The sequence below is a fragment of the Sorangium sp. So ce394 genome (genome assembly GCF_051474665.1).
Lineage (GTDB): Bacteria > Myxococcota_A > Polyangia > Polyangiales > Polyangiaceae > Sorangium > Sorangium cellulosum_D.
The window spans coordinates 9,695,010-9,714,912 of sequence record NZ_CP150339.1 but is presented as its reverse complement, the minus strand read 5'-3'; the positions used below and the strand labels follow the sequence as shown (position 1 = coordinate 9,714,912).

17 protein-coding genes are annotated in these 19,903 nt (G+C 73.9%); 5 read left to right on the top strand and 12 right to left on the bottom strand.

Features of this window, described 5'->3' with window-relative positions; all coding sequences use genetic code 11:
• Positions 1–2,223 carry an SUMF1/EgtB/PvdO family nonheme iron enzyme gene (locus WMF33_RS35850; RefSeq protein ID WP_437332832.1) on the bottom strand — a complete coding sequence of 741 codons (2,223 nt, stop codon included), beginning with the start codon at positions 2,221–2,223 and terminating at the stop codon, positions 1–3.
• Positions 2,224–2,723: 500 nt separating this feature from the next.
• On the opposite strand from WMF33_RS35850, the gene WMF33_RS35845 reads away from it, so the two are divergent.
• Positions 2,724–4,145 carry a porin gene (locus WMF33_RS35845; RefSeq protein ID WP_437332831.1) on the top strand — a complete coding sequence of 474 codons (1,422 nt, stop codon included), beginning with the start codon at positions 2,724–2,726 and terminating at the stop codon, positions 4,143–4,145.
• A 238-nt stretch (positions 4,146–4,383) separates the two neighbouring features.
• A complete protein-coding gene (locus WMF33_RS35840; protein WP_437332830.1) occupies positions 4,384–5,205 on the top strand; it encodes a hypothetical protein in 822 nt (273 codons plus the stop codon).
• Between the two features lie 355 nt (positions 5,206–5,560).
• On the opposite strand, the gene WMF33_RS35835 is transcribed toward WMF33_RS35840, so the two are convergent.
• Genes WMF33_RS35835 through WMF33_RS35825 form a run of 3 tightly spaced genes read right to left on the bottom strand, consistent with a single transcriptional unit; the run spans position 5,561 to position 7,788 of the window.
• The gene (locus WMF33_RS35835; RefSeq protein WP_437332829.1) at positions 5,561–7,033 is read right to left on the bottom strand and encodes a hypothetical protein; all 1,473 of its coding nucleotides are present in this window, start codon (positions 7,031–7,033) and stop codon (positions 5,561–5,563) included.
• 10 nt (positions 7,034–7,043) lie between these two features.
• The gene (locus tag WMF33_RS35830; RefSeq protein ID WP_437332828.1) at positions 7,044–7,460 is read right to left on the bottom strand and encodes a PAAR domain-containing protein; all 417 of its coding nucleotides are present in this window, start codon (positions 7,458–7,460) and stop codon (positions 7,044–7,046) included.
• 40 nt (positions 7,461–7,500) lie between these two features.
• A complete protein-coding gene (locus WMF33_RS35825; protein WP_437332827.1) occupies positions 7,501–7,788 on the bottom strand; it encodes a hypothetical protein in 288 nt (95 codons plus the stop codon).
• Between the two features lie 847 nt (positions 7,789–8,635).
• On the opposite strand from WMF33_RS35825, the gene WMF33_RS35820 reads away from it, so the two are divergent.
• The 3 genes from WMF33_RS35820 to WMF33_RS35810 all read left to right on the top strand — a co-directional run bounded on the left by WMF33_RS35820 (position 8,636) and on the right by WMF33_RS35810 (position 12,602).
• A complete protein-coding gene (locus WMF33_RS35820) occupies positions 8,636–10,213 on the top strand; it encodes a hypothetical protein (protein ID WP_437332826.1) in 1,578 nt (525 codons plus the stop codon).
• Between the two features lie 38 nt (positions 10,214–10,251).
• Complete coding sequence (locus tag WMF33_RS35815; protein ID WP_437332825.1) at positions 10,252–11,805, top strand: hypothetical protein; 1,554 nt, start codon at positions 10,252–10,254, stop codon at positions 11,803–11,805.
• Between the two features lie 338 nt (positions 11,806–12,143).
• Entirely contained in the window at positions 12,144–12,602 is a 459-nt protein-coding gene (locus WMF33_RS35810; RefSeq protein ID WP_437332824.1) for a VOC family protein, read from the top strand.
• Between the two features lie 149 nt (positions 12,603–12,751).
• On the opposite strand, the gene WMF33_RS35805 is transcribed toward WMF33_RS35810, so the two are convergent.
• The 8 genes from WMF33_RS35805 to WMF33_RS35770 form a co-directional block, all read right to left on the bottom strand.
• On the bottom strand, positions 12,752–13,471 hold the full coding sequence (locus tag WMF33_RS35805) for a hypothetical protein (protein ID WP_437332823.1): 720 nt from the start codon (positions 13,469–13,471) through the stop codon (positions 12,752–12,754).
• Positions 13,472–13,639: 168 nt separating this feature from the next.
• Positions 13,640–14,692 (bottom strand): hypothetical protein, encoded by a 1,053-nt coding sequence (locus WMF33_RS35800; protein ID WP_437332822.1) that lies wholly within the window; start codon positions 14,690–14,692, stop codon positions 13,640–13,642.
• Positions 14,692–15,978: a lactonase family protein gene (locus WMF33_RS35795; protein ID WP_437332821.1), complete on the bottom strand. Its 1,287-nt coding sequence runs from the start codon at positions 15,976–15,978 to the stop codon at positions 14,692–14,694. The genes WMF33_RS35800 and WMF33_RS35795 overlap by 1 nt, the downstream gene beginning before the upstream one ends.
• 52 nt (positions 15,979–16,030) lie before the next feature.
• Positions 16,031–16,711 (bottom strand): NrsF family protein, encoded by a 681-nt coding sequence (locus WMF33_RS35790; protein WP_437332820.1) that lies wholly within the window; start codon positions 16,709–16,711, stop codon positions 16,031–16,033.
• Complete coding sequence (locus tag WMF33_RS35785; protein ID WP_437332819.1) at positions 16,701–17,402, bottom strand: RNA polymerase sigma factor; 702 nt, start codon at positions 17,400–17,402, stop codon at positions 16,701–16,703. Before WMF33_RS35785 ends, WMF33_RS35790 begins: the two co-directional genes overlap by 11 nt.
• 38 nt (positions 17,403–17,440) lie before the next feature.
• Positions 17,441–18,508: an HvfC family peptide modification chaperone gene (locus WMF33_RS35780; protein ID WP_437332818.1), complete on the bottom strand. Its 1,068-nt coding sequence runs from the start codon at positions 18,506–18,508 to the stop codon at positions 17,441–17,443.
• Positions 18,505–19,392, bottom strand: a complete 888-nt coding sequence (locus WMF33_RS35775) for a DUF692 domain-containing protein (protein ID WP_437332817.1) — start codon at positions 19,390–19,392, stop codon at positions 18,505–18,507. Before WMF33_RS35775 ends, WMF33_RS35780 begins: the two co-directional genes overlap by 4 nt.
• A 31-nt stretch (positions 19,393–19,423) precedes the next feature.
• A complete protein-coding gene (locus WMF33_RS35770; protein ID WP_437332816.1) occupies positions 19,424–19,837 on the bottom strand; it encodes a hypothetical protein in 414 nt (137 codons plus the stop codon).
• Positions 19,838–19,903: the final 66 nt, after the last annotated feature.

Genomic DNA, 19,903 nt, shown 5'->3' with positions numbered 1-19,903 from the left:
CTACAGGTTCGTGACGCAGCGGAAGCCGATGCCCGGCGCGCTCGCCGTCGCGAGCTGGTGGTAGCGGAACGCCGGGTTCAGCCAGAGCAGGACGCCGCCGTTGTAGCCGCCGCCCCGGATCGCCTTGCGATCGCCGGCCGGCGCCCCCTTCGGGTTCACCTGCTCCTCGTCCTTGTAGGTCTCGAACCAGTCCGCGGTCCACTCCCAGACGTTGCCGACGACGTCGTGGGCGCCGAACCTCGTCTTGCCCTTCGGGAACGAGCCGACCGGCGCCGTGCCGTAGAAGCCGTCGTCGGCGTCGTACATGCGCGTGCTCGGCGTGAGCCCGCGCGCCTTCTCCCACGCGGTGCACTCGGTGCCGCACGCGTTCATGAAGGTCTTGTCGCCGGGCTCGTCGCCCCAGGGGAACTTGCGCCCGTCGGAGCCGCGCGCCGCGTACTCCCACTCGGCCTCGGTCGGCAGGCGCTTGCCGTGGACCTCGCAGTATGCGTCCGCGAGGCTCCACGGCACGCAGTTGATCGGGTGCTTCTCGAGCCCCGGCTTGCCGAAGGTGCAGTGCTCGGCGAGGACCGTGAGCGCCTTCTGGTGCTCGGCGTCGGACACCCCGTCCGCCTTCGGGTAGTCGGGCGTGGTCGGGGGTCGCTTGCACTCGCCCTTGTCCGAGCACGCCTTGTAGTCGCCCGCGGTCACCTCGTGGATGTCGATGCAGAAGGTGTCGAGCGTCACCTTGTGCGCCGGCTGCCACAGCTTGAAGCCCGGCTCGTCGGAGCCCATGAAGAACTTGCCGCCGGGCACGAGCACCATGCCGGAGGGGCACTCGGTCCGCCGCGCAGGGACCGCGGCCGCGGCGGTCGCGGCGCTCGCCGTCGCGACCGCCGTGGCGGACGCGGTGGCCACCGGAGCGACCGGCGGCGCCTCCGGCGCGGGCGGCTCGGAGCGGAGCAGGCCCCAGACGAGCGCGCCGCCGGCCGCGAGCGCGAGCGCGGCGCCGCCGAGCGCCAGCGCGGCCTTCGACCTCGGCGCCGCCGCCGACCGCTGCGTCGCCGCGTCGTTCGCGGTGCCGCCCGTGCTGCTCGTGTCGGCGGCGACCGACGTCGGCTTGGCCGAGGCGGCGGGCCCCGGCGCCGTCGCGGGCGCCGCCAGCGTCGCCGCGACCTGCGGATAGGACAGCCGCGGGGCGGAGGACATGCGCGGGGCGGAGCCGCGGGCCGTCTGTGCCCCGGAGGTGGGCGCGGGCGGGCCGTTGCCCGTGGCGAGGGCCCAGGCCGGATCGTCCGGGAAGACGGCCCGGCGCAGCGCCGCCCAGAAGCGGCCCATGGTGGGGAACCGATCCGCCGGCGCGACGGCGAGCGCCTTCTCGAAGACCGCCTCGACCTCGTCGCTGACCGTGAGCCCCAGGGTGCGCGGGGTCGGCCGGCGCGACGGATCGCGGCTCGCGACGGCGAGCTGGAGGTAGTCGTCGCCCTGCAGCGCCGGCGCTCCGCCCAGCATCGCCTCGATCATGATGAGCGCCATCGCGAAGACGTCGGTCCAGGGCCCGGTCGCGCCGTGGGTCCGGCTGAACTGCTCGGGGGCGCCGTAGCTCGGGGTGAACGCGGTGATGTCCTTGCCGGTGTGGGCGAGCGCCGTCGCCGCCGCCGCGTGCTCGGCCATCACCTTGGCGATGCCGAAATCGAGCACCTTCACGAAGGTCGAGGCGTCGCGCGGCGGGCCGATGACGAACAGGTTCGCCGGCTTGATGTCGCGGTGCGCGATGCCGCGCGAGTGCGCGAGCTCGAGCGCGACCGCCGCCGACTCGAGCAGCGCGATGGTCGCGAGCAGATCGCGCGGCGGCGCGCCCCGGGTCGTCTCCTCGTAGAGGACCTGGTCGAGCGGCTTGCCGTCGAGCCACTCGAGGACCATGTAGGGCAGCCACTGCCCGTCCGGCGCGTTGAAGGTGCCGATGTCGCGCGCCTGGACGATCGCGGCCGAGCGGCTGGAGAGCTCGGCCATGAGCTTGCCCTCCTGGATGAACGCCTGGAGCAGCTGCTCGCGCTGCTCGGTCGGCGCGTCCGCGAGGAGGGTGAAGCACTTGAGGGCGACGGGCTGCTTCCAGATGACGTGCTCGGCCCTGTAGACGACGCTGAAGCCGCCCTCGCCGACGGCGTGATCGACCCTGTACTTGTCGGCGATCAGGCTTCCGGCGATGTTGAGCGGATCGCGGCGGTCCGAGTTCTGGCTCATGAGATCCCTGCGCACCGCGGCGGGGCGCCGATCGGAGCGCCTCGTGCGTGCGTCGGGGTCATCTTAGTGGCCCGGCGGCGGCAGGTTGGAACTCTTTCGCGCGGTCGGGCGTCCGCGCCGCCCCCGGCGCCCGCCCTCCGCCGCCGCGCCCCGGCGGGCGCCGCCGGCCGCCCCCGGCGCCCCAGGTGTCCGGTATGACGGATGTTGCCGCTCCCGTGTCCTGGCGCACAGTCGTCGGTTTTTGAGCGCTATTGTCGAAGATTCAGGATGTGTTGACAGATGCCGATGTCCGTTATATTGGACGTCGGCACGGTGGCTCTCCGCTGGCGTGGCTGATCTCAGCTGGGCGCTCGCGCGGCGGTCTGGCGTCTGCGCGTGTGGCGCGAAGCGCAGGCCGCGGGGCGCGAGGGGCCGCCGTCGGCGAGGGCGTGGTGCGCCTTCGCGCCGGCGGCTCGGGCCGCCGGGCGCGCAGCACAGGGTCTGATCCGAGGACAGGACGCTTGAAATCGATCCATCGAAAGAAGTCGCACACGGTCCGCGCGGCGGCGGCGCTCTCGCTCTTCGCCGCCGCGCTCCCCCTCCAGGCGTCTGCGCAGGCGCCCGCGGCGCCCCCGCCGGCCCCGGCGCCCGCGCCGCCGCCCCCGGCGCCGCAGGAGATCGGGGCGGCGGAGGGCGTCGAGCCGCTGAGTCGCCGGGTCGCGGAGCTCGAGCAGCAGCAGCGCGCGCTGCTGGAGCGCCTCGACGCGGAGCGCCGGGCGGCGGCCGAGAAGGAGGCCGCCACCGCGCCGAAGCCGGCGAAGGACAAGGGCGGCGACGTCAAGGTCACGGCCGCTCCTGGAAAGGGCTTCACCGTCAGGACGGCGGACGACACCTTCTCGTCCACGATCCGGGCCCGCGTGCAGGTCCGCGAGACGTTCACGCACACCGCGGAGGACGACACGCACGAGATCAACGTGAGGACGGTGCGTCTCACGACGAGCGGCCATTTCATCTCGCCCGATCTCAAGTACAACGTGCAGCTCGCCTTCGGCGGCAACGACTTCGAGAAGGACAGCCCCTCTCCCATCTTCGACGCCTTCGTCGAGCACACGGGGATCCGCGATCTCAACGTGCGTGTCGGCCAGTTCCTCGCCCCGTTCAACCGGGCGCGGACCCTGCGCGAGGTCTCCATCCAGCAGACCGACCGCCCGATCGCCGTCCGCGAGTTCAACCTCGATCGCGACGTCGGCTTGATGCTCTCGTCGCCCGATCTCTTCGGCCTGGGAGGCAGGCTGCAGTACAACCTCTTCCTCGGCGGCGGCGAGGGGCGCAACCGCTTCGGCGCCCAGGAGCACGGCCCGCTCGCGGTGGCGCGGCTCGCCGTCCGCCCGTTCGGCGCGTTCGACGACGATCAGGACGGCGACCTCTCTCGCGAGGCGAAGCCCCGGCTCGCGGTGGGCGTCACGGGCGCTTACAACCATCAGACCAACCGCCAGCACAGCACCTTCGGCACGACGCTCTCGCTCGGCGCGGCCGACTACCTGCACGGCGCGGCCGATCTCATCTTCAAATACGCGGGCTTCTCGCTCGCGGCCGAGGCCGTCGTGCGCCACGCCGAGCGGGACTCCTTCGAGGGCGAGGTCGACGGCGCGGTCGTGCGGGAGTGGACCCGGTCGGGTTACGGCTACTTCGCCCAGGCGGGCTACCTGCTGACCGACCACGTCGAGGTCGCCGCGCGCTGGGACCAGATCTTCGCGGAGCGCGGCACCGATCCGAAGCTCGTCGATCTCGTCGACGCGCAGGGCAAGCAGGTCGGCGGCGGGCTCAATGTGTACCTGAACGGCTATGCGCTGAAGCTCCAGGGCGATTACTTCTACATCTTCGGCAAGGACGCCTCCGAGGGCCGCCACGTCGCTCGGCTCCAGCTCGACGCGAGCTTCTGAGGGGGAGGGGGCGCCGGAGGGCAGCGTTTTCACGCTCGAGCCATGAGCCCCGGTGCACGCGGCCTGGCCGGCCTCTGGCCTGCCTTGGCCGGCCAGGCCTGGCGTGCCGAGCCTGGCCAGAAACATGCGCGGCGCGGTGGAGAGCACGGGTCTCCGAGGTGCCGCGCGTGGCTTCGTTCTTGCCATGGCGCTCCTCCCCGGCGCGATCGATTGCGCCGTTTCAGGGAAGGAGTTCACCATGGCTCGTTCATTCACCTCCCAGGATCTCGTCGCTCTCCCCCGTCTCAATGCTTCCGAGTCGGTCGTGCTCGCCACGGAGCTCATCACGGTGGCTGACGCGAGGGAGAAGCAGCTCAGGCCGAAGAAGCTCCCGGAGGCGCTCGGGCGGTCCAAGGGCCGCCTCGCCGCCGCCGTCGCCACGCTCGAGGCGCTCACCCGGCCGCAAGGGGGCGATCCGGTGGAGACGAAGACCAAGCCGAAGGCCGATCGCCTCCTCGACAACGCGTGGAGCGGGACGTTCGATTGGCTCGGAGGGTGGTGCAAGCTCCCGCCGGAGCGGAACCCGAGCCTGGATGAGGCGAAGGAGCTGTTCAAGCTCCTTTACCCGGACGGCCTCTCGTTCACCCGGCTCCCGTACAAGCTCGAATGGAAGGAGTCGAAGGCTCGCCTCGACGCGATCCGGAGCGCGCGGCACGACAGGACGTTCAAGAAGCTGGGCGGCGAGGCGTTCCTCGCTCACCTGGAGGAGGCGCACGAGGCCTACGGCCGGGCCCTGCACATCACCGCGCCGAAGCCCGAGAGCGCGCCGACGGGCGACGTGCGCGCCGCGTTCCTGGCGACGCTCGCCGCCCTCCGCGACTACGCGGCCCGGGTCGCCGCGCACGCGGATCCGGACGTGCCCGGCAGCGAGGAGGTCAGCGCGGCGCTGCTCGCGCCGCTCGCGGCGTGGGAGTCGCGGCCCGCTGCATCGAGCAGCGAGGCCGGCGACGACACCGAGGCGCCCTCCGCGCTCGCCGCGCCGCCGGAAGCGGAAGAGGAGGCCCTGGCCGATCCGGCGTGAGTCGAGCTTGAGGCTGTGAAGCGGCTTACGTTTCTGAGAAAAGACAAGCGTTCTTCATAGGATGCATCTCCACGGACCAGAACGCGTTGTGGTCGCGGGCGAGCGCGGTCGCGACGGACCAGAACGCGTTGTGGTCGCGGGCGAGCGCGGTCGCGACGGACCAGGACGCGTTGTGGTCGCGGGCGAGCCGGGTCGCGAGGGGACCAGGTCGCGTCCTGGTCGCGGGCGAGCGCGCTCGCGGGGAGACCAGGACGCGTCGTGGTCGCGGGCGAGCGCGGTCGCGAGGGGACCAGGACGCGTCGTGGTTGTGGGCGAGCGCGGTCGCGAGGGGACCAGGACGCGTCGTGGTGACGGTTCACCGCGGGGGCGCGCCTCGCCTGGCGAAGTGCGCGTAGTAGCGCTGGAAGATGTCCTGCCACCTCGAGTGCTCCGCCGGGTTCCCGCGGAGCCGCTCCTTCCAGGCCGCATCGACCGCCGACCGCATCTCGCCAGAACCCAGGCCGTAGCGCCGGAAGATCTCCTCGGCCGTGGCGGGCGACAGGGCCAGCTCCGCGCAGAGCGCGGCATACGCGGCGAGCGGCAGGATCGTGTCCAGCGCGTCGGGGAGGGGCGCTGTACCTCCGTCGCCGGCCGTGCTCGAGGGCCTGGAAAGCGGCGATGCTGCGGCAGCTCCGGTCCCAGTGGCCGGCGTGGACGCGGTTTGCGTCAGCAGCTCACGGGGGATCGCGAGGTGTAGCGACGTCTCGTGGAGCTCTGCTGCGGCCGGCGGAGCGGGCTTCGACGCTGCCAGAGCTCCGCCAGGTCTCGTGGGATCCGCTGCCGCGAAGGGGATCGCCGGGCCGCGAGGGGGAGCCTGCACCGGTGACGTCTCTGCGACCTCCCGGGGGGCTCGCGGCTGCTGCGGCCGGGCTGTCGGTGGGGACGGCGCGGGAGCCCCCGAGGCTCCGGCCGTGAACGGGAGAGCGGGGCCACGGGGAATGTCCGAGAGCGGCGCGGTTTCCGCGATCACAGGAGGCGGGCGCTTCACCACCTTCGCCGCGCCGGATCGCGGGAACGGCAGCTCCGGCCCTCGCGGAACGTCGGACAAGGGGGCGGTGCCGGTGAGCGACTCCGCAGCGCGAGGAGGCTTCGGCTCGGCCTTTCCGGTCGCGAGCTCGGCGTGCACGAGCACGAAGGGGACCGCTGCGCCTCGAGGGACACCCAGCAGGGGCCCCGTGCCGTGCAGCGCCGCCGGGGCCATGAGGGGCGCCGCAGGGCCGGCCATCGCCTCGGAGGACGGCACGGCAGGCGCGGACGAGGCCGCCGCTCCCCGCGCCTCGGCCATCCTCGACGGACGCAGCACCCGGGGGCCAGCCCGGAGCGGCCCCAGCTTCCCGGGCTTCGCGTGCAGATCCTTGAGCAGCTCGCCGACCTTCGCGTCCTCTGCAGCGCGCCGCGCCCAAAGGCGGCGGAGCCGCGCGACGTCGTTCATGCCCAGGTCGTTCTCCTGCAGCAGCTCGAACGGGGCCGGGTGCGCCCCGAAGGCGGCAAGGAAGCTCGCCCAGGCGGCCGGGTCGCTCGCGAGCGGCTCGACCTGTCGATCCAGCCAGTCCTCCGCCCGTGCCAGCTCCAGCTCGTACGCCGCGAGCAGCTCCGGCTCGGCGGCCAGCCGCTGCTTCCAGGCAAGATCGGCCCGCGCGAACGTACGCGGCAAAAGCCCCTCGATCGCGAGCACGTCCGCGAGCGGGAACCCCTCGGCCACCGCCGCCCTGACGGCCGCGTACCGCGCCAGCGAGATCCCTTCGCTCGCCCCCTGCGCCCCTGCTGCGGGCTTCGTGGCTGCCGCCATCTCCCTGCCTCTACTCGCCGACCAGCACGGTGCCGGAGGCGATCACGCTCCCGTTCGGCGCGTCGGCCGGGTCGTTGCAGGTCATCGCCGGATCCCCGAGGTGCGCGGCGGGCTTGTCGTTGATGAGCACCGTCTTGCTGCTCGCCTGAACCCGGGCCTGGTTCGACGGCGGCCGCTGGAACGTGCCCCCGGGAGGTACGTGCGCGGGCGCGTTCGCCGCGGTGCTGCCATGGATAGCGGCCGGTTTGCCCTCGATCAGCACGTCGCGGCTCAGATCGCCGTTCAACGTCCCGCGGAAAGGCAGCGGCGCCGGCGTGGGCACCGGCCCGCCAGGCGAGGGGAGCATCACCACGTGCGTGTCGATGCCGACGACCTCGTCCCCTTGCTTTGCCGCGGGCTTGCCCGCCTTCGGCCCATGCGCTGGCATGCTCGCTTCTCCTTCTCTTTCTCTCACGGCGATCACCGGCTCACGGCCCGCAGTAGGGCGCGAGCGAGTTCCAGGTCTTCTCATTCTGGGGTCCCCAGCTCTCGCGCTGGAGCAGATACTGCCCCGGCGTCATCCGGCACGGCGGAACCCCGTCGCCCAGTATCCACACCGGATCGTCGCTAGAGGTGGCACCTCGCGCCCGCGCGCTGGCTTCGTCCAGCGGTACCTCGGAGTCCTCCTGCACGGGCTCTCTGGGCGGACTCTCCACCATCTCGGGCAAGAGCCAGCGCTTGTCATGGGTGCGTTGTTCTTCATTGAACGTCGCCACCCGGGCGCGCTGAATCGGTGGACATAGGCCGACCTGCTCCCTCGGCGCTGCGGACGGACGAGGAGCGGCGTGCGCGACGCCGGCTTCAGGCTGGGCTCGTCGCGCCGCTGGGCGGCAGGCAGAGGCAGAGAAGGCCACACCGACTGCGACGAACCCACCAAGGAGAACAAGACGACTCATCTCGCGCCTCATGATACCCGATTGGAACGGTTGGGACACGGCGTCGACCTACATCGCGGCCGCCTGTCGTGCCTCGGTTTCGGCCTGCTTGGCTGCCGCCAGCGCCGCGTCCGCAGCATCCAGCGCCCTCGGGCTGCCACCCTGCGATCGGCGCGGCCATGCGGCGTCCCTCTGCCGGGGGCACGTCGGCTCGATCGGGGGCACGTCGCTGCGGAAAACCTCCGCGCTGTGCCAGGCAGCGGGCGAGCTCCGGGATGCCGAGCGCGCCGCCTCCTGCGACGGGCACGCGTCGCCATTGTCGCTCCGGTGGGCCAGCTCCTTGGCGAACCGCTGGGCGTAGTCATGGGCGACGTCGGCTGCGTGTAGAGCGCGAGCCCGTACATCGTGATTTGGGCGAGCCGGGTCGCGACGGACCAGGATGCGCTCGGCGGAAGGCGGACCGGCGTCCCGGTGGCTCGGGAGAGATCGTGGCTGCCTCCTGCACACGCGACGAACGCTTCCAGCGTCGGCCTGAATTTTCTCGTTTTGTGGAGCGTTTGATGAAGATTCTCGGCGATTGACGCTGCGCGTACAGCATGCGTACCGTGGCTTCGTGCGTCATGTCGCTCTGGCGGGTAGGGCTCGGGGCCGGCGTTCTCTTGCGCTCCTCGTGCTGGGCCTGGTGGGCGTGAGCGGCGTCTCGGGGTGCCTGTACCTGGGGAATCACTGCTGGGAAGAGCAGACGTGCGACGAACCCCCGCCGGCGTTGCCGCCGCCTCCGCCGGATCCGTGCGACGGAGAGCTCGGCGCCGCGCCGCCGCTGGACGAGTGCGGGGTGTTCGTCAGCGCATCGTCGGGCGACGACGCGAGCCCTGGCACGAAGGGCGCGCCGGTGAGGACCCTGAAGCACGCGATCGGGCTCGCCGCGCACGGACGAGGCGACGGGGAGCCGCCGACCCGGCGCGTGTACGCGTGCGGCGAGACGTTCGAGGAGGAGATCTCGCTGCCTTCCGGGGTCGACCTCTGGGGCGCCCGTCGCTGTGGGGACGGCGGCGACTGGTCGTACGCGTGGTCGGTCGTCGGGCCCGATGAGCCGACCACGATCGCTCCGCCCGCGGGGATCCCGGTGCGCGTCCTCGGGGGCGAGGACGCGACGTCGACGATCTTCGGGGTGCACGTCGTGGCGGCGGACGCCTCGGCGCGCGACGGCAAGTCGTCGATCGCGATGATCTTGAGCCAGGGGGCCAGGGCGATCGTGCGGGAGAGCGCGATCGTCGCGGGCAACGGCAAGGACGGGGAGCCGGGCGAGGACGCGCCCAGCGAACGGGCCAAGGACGGCGTGGCGGGGAACGACGGCGCGGACGCCTGCACGGCGGACTTCGCCGTGGGGGCCCTGCCGGTCGTGACCGTGTGCGACGACGGCATCGAGTCCGTGGGCGGATCCGGGGGCGACGGAGGGCTTGATTCGGGGCGCGAGGGAGCGGTCGGGCAGCCCGAGCCGGCGGAGAATCCGGACGGCTATGGCCATCCAGGGGGCGGTGCGGGCAGCCAGCCGTGCTCACCGGGGGAAGACGGCATGAAGGGCCTCGACCGGGAGCGCGCTGCCGGCGCGGCCGGCACCGGCTACCTCGGCATCGATGGCTGGACCGGCGTCCGGGGCGAGGACGGGAAGAGGGGCGGCGTCGGCCAAGGGGGGGGCGGCGGTGGCGGCAGCAAGGCGCGGGGGAACATGGTCGCGTGTGATGTGGGCAGGCCCCAGGGCGGCGCGGCCGGCGGCTCGGGCGGGAGCGGCGGCTGCGGGGGCAAGGGCGGCAAGGGGGGCGGCTACGGCGGAACGAGCGTCGCCATCGTCGCGCTGTACGGCAGCGCGGTGACGCTCGTGGCGACGGAGGTCACCGCGGGCAACGGCGGCAACGGCGGGGTTGGTGGAAGGGGCCAAGCGGGGGGCGTGGGTCGGCAAGGCGGCCACGGTGGCAAGGTCAATGGTGGCAATGGGCACATGTGGCCCGCGTGCCCCGGTGGCTGGGGAGGCGACGGCGGTCGCGGGGGCGATGCCGGGGGCGGCCTCGGCGGTTCCTCTTACGGCGTCGCGTCCGCCGGCGCCTCGGTGACCTTCGGACCGGGGGCCACGGTGCACCTGGGGCACGCCGGCGACGGGGGGCCCGGAGGCAATGCAGCTCCCGGCGAAACAGGCGGCAAGGGCGGCACTGGCGATTCCATGCCCTACCGCCAGTTCGATGTGCCCGATCCGGGACCGCCGCGTTGAAGGGCCCCCTGTGCACCATGCGCCGTCGAGGGAGAACCATGAACATGCCCCGAGCGACCTGTCCGTTGCTTGTCTTCCCGCTCCTCGTGGCCGGGTGCAGCACCGCGCCCGACACCGTCGACCCCAGCGGAGCGCCGTGCGACGGCGCCGCCTCGTGCCACGATGAGGCGCCGCCGGAGTCGTTCTGCCTCGACCGTCTCGCCGCCGATGTGCTGGAGGACGGGTGCGGCGTGTTCGTGGCTGGCCTCTTCGGCAGCGGCGACGATGCGTACCCCGGCACGCGGGAGAAGCCGCTGCGCACGCTCCAGCGCGGCATCGAGCTCGCGCGCACCGGGCGAGGCCGTGTGTTCGCATGTTACGACGGCTTCTTCGGTCCCATCACGTTGCCCTCCGGCGTGGATCTCCTCGGAGGGTACGACTGCATCAACGGTTGGGGGCGCCTCGCCGGCGTGCGCACCATCGTTCAGCACGAGGAGGTGAGCAGGCGCCACGAATTCGTCCTCACCGTGGAACCGGCAAGCGCGGGGGACTCGGGCGCAGCGGACGGGATCTCGACGATCGCCGACGTGGATTTCTTCGCGCAAAGCCCGATTGCCATCATGGTTCGATCCGACACCGCGGTGGAGCTCACCCGGAGCTGGATTCGCTCCTACTATGGAATCGGGGGCGAACCCGGAGAGGGGTGGCCTGGGCTCAACCGAGCCCCCGACGGCGCGCACGGGAAGTACGGCGGCGACGCGTGCTCGGCGGAGACCGTGGCCGGCGGGCCTGCCATCGTGAACCCTTGCGACGGCGGGCTCCCGAGCGTCAGCGGCAAGGGCGGGGACGGGCTTCCCAGCGGCGCCGAGGACGGGGGCGACGGCGCGCCCCGTCCGATGTCGGCTCCCGCGTACTCGGGCGGCGGCGGAGCCGGGGACCCGCCGGGCATGGGATGTCACAACGCGCACTTCGGCAGCTACGGCACGCCGGGCACCGCCGGTGCGGCGGGCAAAGGCATCGGGCGCATCACCGAGACAGGGTGGGAGGGCGACCGAGGCGGCGACGGCACCCGGGGCATGCCGGGCCAGGGCGGCGGCGGGGGCGGCGGCCGGAGGGGAGGGCTCAGCGTGTGCGGCGTGGCGTCCAGGGGAGGCGCCGGGGGCGGATCGGGCGGGGCTGGCGGCTGCGGCGGCCGAGGGGGACGAGGGGGCGGCAACGGCCATCCGAGCATCGGCATCGTCGCGCTCCAGGCTCGGCTCGCCGTGCGCGACATCACGATCGAGACGAACGACGCCGGCCCGGGCGGCGAGGGGGGTCGGCCGGAGCGAGGCGGCAGACCCGGCCGAGGCGCGCCGGGAGGCGCGGTGGGCGATGGCACGTACGGCTGTGAGGGGGGCAACGGGGGCGACGGGGGCGACGGGGGCTATGGCGGCCCCGGCCGCGGCGCCGACTCGATCGGCATCGCCTACCTCGACGAGGACCAGCTCACGGTGGAGGGCGTCACCTTCCTGCTGGGGCCGCCGGGCAAGGGCGGCATCAGCTGGGACTGGGAAGGCAACATGTTCTCGGGCGAGGACGGCGCCGCCGTGGAGACGCTTCGCTTCCCTGAATAGTCCGGGCTCGCCTTCGAGAGCCGGCGGGGGTCATCCCCTGTGCGGGGGGATGCTCGCCATCGGACGGAGCTCCGATGAAGCGCGCGTGACGTAGCAGGAACAGCCATCGACGAGCGAGAGTTGCTCGAAGCGCTCGGCCCGGACATGGCAAGAAGGCGAGCCCGAGGTGCGGAAGGTCTCCGCGACAAGGCTTTCTCGTCCAGCGGGGCAGGAATCCCCGCGCCCGGACGGGCAGGTGAATTTCTTCCAATACGTCTTCGTCGCGATCCTCTAGGAAGCTGGCATGCGCCGTTCCCCGGGAGCGGTGCAGCTCGATGCGAGCACGAAGGAGCGCGACGATGACGAAGAGCCAGGTCCCCCCCGTCCCCGAAGGTCAGACGTGCATTCCTTACCTGACGGCGCGTGGCGCCGCGGAGGCCATCGATTTCTACAAGCGCGCTCTCGGCGCACGCGAGGAGTTTCGCGTCACGATGCCCGATGGGCGGATCGGCCACGTCGAGCTGTCGATCGGTCGAGCCCGGTTCTACCTGTCGGACGAGTATCCCGATCTCGGCGCCGTCAGCCCCGCGACGCTGGGGGGCACCAGCGCGAGCGTGATCGTCTACGTGGAGGACGTCGACGCGCTCGCCGCGCAGGCCGCCGCGGCGGGCGCGACCATCGAGCGCCCGCCGCGGGACACGCCGTTCGGGGACAGGATGGCCTGGCTCCGCGATCCGCACGGCCATCGCTGGGGGCTCGCGAGCCGCATCGAGGCGATCTCTCCGGAGGAGATGCAGAAGCGCCTCTCCGCGACGTAGCTCCGTGTCGAGGAGGTCCGAAGAGCCAGAGAGAGGAACCACGGAGGCACAGAGGGCACAGAGGCAGGGGAATGAAAGCTCTCTCCCTCTTCCTCGGTGTCCTCTGCGCCTCTGTGGTTCAATTCTTCTCCTTCACGGAGCCAGGAACGTCAGGGGCATCGAGCCGCGGTGTGCTCGCCGTTGGCGTCGAAACGGTCGGTCTCGGTGCCGCTCAGCCGGACCACGACGTTGGCGGCGTCGATGCTCACGATCTCCAGCGTGCCGGACGTGAAGAGGCCGCCGATCCGCGAGCAGTCGCCGTCGCCCCTGTCAGGGTCGTTTACATGATAAAGCGATATCAGATGAAAATTCTCATCGCTGAAATCGATGACGCCGGGCACCTGCAGCGTAGGGGGAATACGGAAGCTCACGCGCCATTCGCCGCATTCGAGCGCCGCGTTCGGAGCCGCGCAGGAACGCGCCGGCGCGCCGAGGATGACGAAGAGATCGTTCGGATCGTAGGGAGGCCCGCCGCCCGTGGCGGAGCTGCTATAGGGATCATCCGGCCGCTCGGGGAGCTGACTCCCGAGGAGCGCGATCGCGCCCGCCGTCGCCGACTCGGCGCCGCCCCCGGTGCCGGAGTTACCGCCGCCCCCGACCGGCGAGCCGCCCCCGGTGCTGGAGTTACCGCCGCCCCCGACCGGCGAGCCGCCCCCGGTGCTGGAGTTTCCGCCGCCCCCGACCGGCGAGCCGCCCCCGGTGCTGGAGTTACCGCCGGCGCCGCCGCTGCCGGTCCCGTCGGCGTCATCATCGGGCCCTGCCGCATGACCGCTGTCGTCGCCGACCTCCACGAAGGCGGTGCAGCCGGCGCCGAAGGTCTGGAGCATCATCAGCCCAAAGAACAATGAAATGGATGTGTTCGCGAGGCGTCGCATTCCTGTCTCCCCGGGCCTGTTCGCGCAGCCCGTTGTCATCCCCCTGCCCTTCATGGCCGCGTGGGCGAGAGCTTATGAGAGAAAATCGATGTCGGTCGCGAATCGCGGGGAACCAGGGATGATTCAGGGGAAATCGACGCCGAGCAGGACGTCCGCCGTCCCGGCGAGCGGCGCCATCTGGAAGATCTCGCGATCCCGGCCCTGCGCGTCGACGTAGAAGAAGGTGTCGCGCACGAGCGGCACGATCAGCCCGAGGCCGCCGCCCGCGGTGAGCGGGCCGACGAGCCGCCGGGTGAGACGGACGTCGAGCGCGCCGCCCGCGGTCAGGCGCTCGTCGGCGCGGTCGACGCCGAACCCGAGGCCGCCGACGCGGAGCGCGCCGAGGCGGGCGCCGGCGCACGCGGAGAGCCGCGTGGCGCTCCCGAGCGAGACGGGGCACGCGGACACGAACCCCTCGCCCCAGGAGAAGCGCGTCGAGGAGGCGCCGGTGATCGCCTCGTTCGGGAACCAGACGGCCCCCCCGACCTCGAACGACCAGAACCGGGGCGGCGTGAGGCGCGCGCGGATCGCGGCGGCGGCGCCGGGCGAGGGCAGCAGGCCAAGCCCGAAGAGCGGACCGGCGCCGACCTCGACACGCCACGGCGCCGGCGGCGGAGGCGCCGGCGGCGGGACCGGGATCAGGATGCGCTGCACGAGGATCTCCGGCTGCGAAGGCGCCGGCGCCGGCGCCGGCGCCGGCGCCGGGGGTGGAGGCGGAGGCGCCGGCGGCGCGCCGGGGGACAGCACCGCGCTGGGGTCGATCATGAGCGCGATGGCCAGCGCGAGCTCGTCGTCGATCGCCCCGCAGCGGGGCGACGCCGTGGCGATCTCGCGCGTCCCGAGCAGCGCGCCGTCCGCATCGGCGACCGCGATCACCGCGCGCCACCCGCCGGAGGCGCCCGGCTCGACGCGCCCCTCGATCGTGAGGTCGGCCCGGGCCGCCGAGACGAGCGCCGCGCGCCCGAGGCGCGCCTCCACCGCCTGCGCGAGCGCGCGCGCCGCGACGCACGCCTCGGCGCCCGCGAGCCGGACCCAGCTCAGCGACGCCGTCTGCTCCCCGGAGGACGCGCGCGCGGGGCGCGCCGCGGCGACGAGCGCCGCGGCGAGGAGCGCGAGGCGTGCTGCGCGGCGCGCCATCACTGGCCCGGCGAGGCCACGATCCCGACGTAGGTGGGCTCGGGGACGGCGGTGACGCGGCCGGTCGGCTCGAGGGCGCCCGTCGCCTCGTCGACGCGGAACGCGACGATGTCGTCCGAGCCCTGGTTCGCGACGAGCATCAGCGCGCCGGACGGCGAGAGCTGGAAGTGGCGCGGGGTCATGCCCTCCGTCGGCGCGTGGCCGACCAGCGACAGCGTCCCCTGGTCGGGATCGACCGCGAAGATGGCGATGCTGTCGTGGCCGCGGTTCGACCCGTACACGAACTTCCCCGACGGGGAGACCTGGATCTCGGCGCAGGTGTTGCCCCGGCCGCTCACACCCTCCGGCAGCGTCGAGACGGTCGCCACGACGGAGAGCGCCCCGCGCGACGGGTCGTAGCTCAGCGTGGTGATCGCGTCGGCAGTCTCGTTGATCACGTAGGCGAACCGGCCGTTCGGGTGGAAGTCGAGGTGCCGGGGGCCCGCGCCGGCGGCGAGCGCGACGGCCGCGGGGTCGTTGGGCTCCACCTGGCCCATGTCCGCGTCGAACGTGAGCTGGGCGATGGAGTTGAGGCCGAGGTTGGTGACGAAGGCGAACCGGTTGTCCGGGTCGGTCACGACGTGGTGCGACCTCGGCATGCGCCCGTCGAAGGCGATCTGGTCGACCGCTTCCCCGAGCGCGCCGTCGTCGCCGACGGGGAGCACCGCCGCCGTGCCCCCGCCGTAGTTGGCGACGAGGACGAAGCGCCCGGCGCGATCGAGGGAGAGGTGGGCAGGGCCCTCACCCTGCGAGGATACCCGGTTGAGGAACGAGAGCGTCCCGTCGCCCGCGTCGATCCGGAACGCGGCGACCGCGCCCGACGCCTCGCCGTCCACCTCGTCGAGCTCGTTCACCGCGAAGAGGCGCCGGCGCGCCGGATCGACGGCGAGGAAGGTCGGGTTCATCTCGGCGTCGAGCGGGCCCTCCACGGCCGAGAGCGCGCCGTCGGCCTCGTCCAGGCGGAAGACGAAGATGCCCTTGCGCCCCCCGACATAGACCAGGGGCGCGACGGCAGGCGGCGCGCCGCCGCCGCCCGCGCCGACGCTCGCGCCGACGCTGCCCGTGCCGCTGCCGCCCGTACCGCTGGCCGCCGTCGTGGCGCCGCCCTGGCTGATGCCGCCGCCGCCTCCGGAGCTCCCCGCCGTCGCGCCGCCGTTCGCGGCCCCATCGGCGCATCGGCTGCATCCGAGCCACAGCCCGGCGGCCAGACAGAAGAGGAGGCGCTGCCTCGAGCGGTCCGCGTTCACCGGACATGCGTTACCCCCGGCCGGCGCCGCGGGGCAAGCGCCACGGCGCTCGTCAGGCCCGCCCGCGCAGCGCCCCGGCGGCGGCGCCGAGGAGCGCGCCGGCCGCGATCGGGAGGCCGTGGGCGAGGGCGACGTGGATGAGATCGTCGAGCTCGCAGTGCGTCCCGAGGCCGACCACCACCGCGAGGCCGCACAGGGCGCCGATCGCGGCGCCGCGCCACGCCGGGGCCGAGAGGAACGAGCGGCGCAGCACGAGCGCCGCCAGCGCGAACGGCACGAGCCCGGTGCCGACGGCGCTCGCGATGCACCTGAGGTGCAGCTCCAGCGGCACCGGCGGATCGGCCACGCGCGACGTCGCGACGGCCGCGGCCAGGAACCCGACCGGCACCGCGGCGACGAGCGTCTGGAGCGCCCGCACGCTGGCCGGCAGGCCCCTGGCGCGCGGCCTCAGCGCGAGCAGCAGGCCGAGGCCGGAGAGCGCCGCCCCGACGGCGAGCGGGACGGCGACCCCGGGAGACCCGAGGTCGTCGCGGAAGCCCTCGATCCAGCTGAAGATCAGGATCCAGGCGAGCCCGACCATGCCCGCGATCAGGACGCGGCGCTCGCGCGCCGGGCGCGTCAGCGACGGCTCGGCCGGCGCCGCCGCCGGGGCGGGCGGCGGCCGGGCGACGAGGTGGGCCGCGGGATCGGGGATGTCCTCGAGCCCGCTCAGCAGGTCACGCTCATTCGCCATCGGCACCTCCCCGGACGCCCGGCTGCCCCTTGCCGCGGCGGCCGCTCCGCTCCGGTTTCGCGGCCGCGGGCCCGTCGTCCTTTGCTCTGGCGCCCTTCTCCGCGCCCCTGCCTTCGCCTGGTCCCGCGTCGGACTGCCGCTTGAGCTCCTCGAGCGCGGCGCGCAGCGCCTCGTAGGCGCGGAACGCGCGGAGCTTCACCGCGGTCCCGGTCGTCCCCAGGATCGCCGCGGCGTCCTGCACGCTCAGGCCCTCGTACCGGATCAGGATGAACGCCTCGCGCTGCGACGCCGGGAGGCGCGCGAGCGCGCGCTCGACCGCCCGCGCCGTCTCGGTGGCGATCGCCACCGCCTCGGCGTCGGCGCCGCGCGCGTCCGGCGGCTCCGCGCCCGGATCGCTCGGGAGCCGCTCGGTGCTGCGGTGCTTCTGGGCGCGCGCGTGATCGACGTACACGTTCCGCGCGATGGCGTACGCCCACGGCGTGACGGCGCCGCCCCGGGCGAAGGTCGATCGGGCGCGGTGCATCCGCAGGAACGTCTCCTGCGCCAGGTCGCCGGCGAGCGTCTCGGAGCCGCACATCCGGGTGAGGTACGCGAGGAGGCGCGCCGAGAGCGCGCGGTGCAGCTCGGTGAACGCGCGCGCGTCGCCGCACGCGTACCGGTCCATCGCTGCGTTCAGGGCGAGCTCGTCCATGGCGCCTCTGACGGCATACACCGTCTGCGCGCCGGCGATCAGCACGGCGCGGCGCCCGGCGCGCCGATGGCCGGCGCGCGCGACGGTCCGAGGAGCGCCCCGCGCTCGGCGAGGTCGCTCAGGAGGGCCGCGGCGCTCGCCAGCACCGGGCCGTCGACCGGGTGCCCCAGCGCGGCGCAGCCCTGGACCACGGCGTCGCCGAGCGCGGCGCCCGCGAGGAGGCGGTCGAGGAGCTCGGCCGCGAGCGGCGTGAGCTCGAGGAAGCGCACCTCGTGCCCGGCGTCGCGGTACACGAGCAGGCGCGTGGGCTCGCGGGCCGGCACGTCGCGCGCCGACTCGGCGCCTTGGAGCCGGTGGACCGCGTGCTCGTAGCGCGCGAGCGCCGCGGCCCGCTGGAAGCGCACACCGCGGTCGAGCGAGAGCGCCTCGCCGGGGGCAGGCGCGCCCGGCGTATCCGGTCCGCGCGGCGCGTCCGGGTCGCCCGTCGCGCCGGGGTCGCCCGTCGCGCCGGCGTCGCCCGTCGCGCCGGCCTCTTCCTCGTCCGGCTCGGCGCACGCCGCCGCGAAGGCGGCGAGCTCGTGGCGGGCGAGATCCGCGAGGTAGGCGGGCACCTCCGGGTCCTCGACCCAGCGCGGCGCCGCGAAGGCCACGAACGCGAAGGCGATGTCGCGGAGGTAGCGCGACCGGGGCAGCTCCGCCTCGAGGAAGCGCGCCGCGTCCGCCTCGAACCGGGCGCCGAGCCGCGCCGCGGTCCGCGGGATCCCGGCGCGGATCGCGCCGGTCAGCCCGCGGCGGACCAGGCTCCGGTAGAGCAGCAGCCGCCTCGGCGGGAGCGCGGCCATCGCCTCGAGGTCCGGTCCGTCGAGCCCGGCGCTGGCGAGCCACGCGCGCGGGTCGGCCGCGATCGCCTCGCCGTCCGGCGCGCTCACGCTCGCCTGGAGCGCCCGCTGCAGCGCCGCGAGCTCCGGCGGCGGCCCGTCCATCGCCGCTGGCGCCGCGGTCGCGCCCGGGAGCTCCGGCGGCGGCCCGTCCGTCGCCGCTGGCGCCGCGGTCGCGCCCGGGAGCTCCGGCGGCGGCCCGTCCGTCGCCTCGCGCGCCGCGCTCACGCCCGCGCCTCCCGCGCGGCGAGCCCGCGCCGGTACGCCGCCTCGACCTCGGCGAGCTCCGCGAGCAGCGCGTCGAGCGGCGGCACGTCGTTGTCGCGCTCCAGCACGACCGGCACCGGCCCGGTCCGCGCGACCGCGCGGGCGAGCAGGTCGAGCACCGGCGCGACGACCGGCGCGCCGTGCGTGTCGACGACGACCCCCGCGTCGTCGCGCCATTCGTGCCCGGCCACGTGCATCGAGACGACGCGCGCGGGTGGAATTTTCTCCAGGTACGCGACCGGATCGAAGCCGTGGTTCCTGGCGTTGACGTAGACGTTGTTCACGTCGAGCAGGAGCCCGCAGCCGGCGCGCTCGAGCACCTCGACGAGGAAGTCGGCCTCGTCGAGCGAGGCGCGGCCCGGGACCAGGTAGTAGGTGATGTTCTCGATGGCCATCGGGCGCTCGAGCCGGTCCGCGGCCTCGCGGATGCGGGCCGCGGCGTGGGCGGCGGCCGCGGAGGTGAGCGGGAGCGGCAGGAGGTCGTGCAGGAACCTGCCGTCGACGCCCGAGAAGCAGAGGTGGTCGCTGTGGAACGGCGGGTCGAGCCGATCGACGAACCCCCGCAGCGCGCGCAGGTAGCCGTCGTCGAGCGGATCGACCCCGCCGACCGAGAGGGTGAGCCCGTGCGTCAGGATGGCGCGGTGCTCCCGGACGCGCGCGATCGCGGCGGGGTAGTAGCCGCCGCGGCGCATGTAGTTCTCGGGGGAGAGCTCGAAGAAGGGGACGGCCAGCGCCGCGCCGCGCGCGCGCTCGTTGGGCGCTTGCGCCTCGAGCGCCGCGAGCACCTCGTCGAGGAACTCCCATCGGAGCCCGAGGCCGACGCCGGTGAGCGCGCTTTCGGTCATGGGGGCGCGGGGCGGGCGGGGCCGACCGGGATCAGGCGCAGGTGCCCTGGCCGCAGCCCGCGTGGCCGGGCTTCTTGGCGGCCGCCTTCTTCGCCGCGGGCTTGGGCGCGGCGGTCGGCGTGGGCGGCGTGGGCGCGGTGGCCGCCGGGGTGGCCGTGGGCGCGACCTGCGGCGAGGTCGCGGCGGACTGCGCGCCGCTCGGCGGGGCGGCGGAATCCGGCGCGGCCGGGGCCGCGGGGACGTTCGCGCCCGCGGCGGCGTCGCCGGAGGTCGCCTCGGCCGGCGCGGGCTCGGCCGGCGCGGCGGGGGCGGCCGGGGTCGCCTCCTGCTCGGCGGGGACCTCGGTCGCGTTGACCGGCGCCTGCGCGCCGCCGCAGCCGCCCATCAGCAGGGCACCGGCGCTCAGCGCGGCGAGGCTCTCGTAAATGCTCTTCTTCGACAGCATCGTGTGGCTCCTCTGGTTCTCGTCGTGACGGGCCTGCGCCCACTACGGGCGAGGCGTGATCCGGTT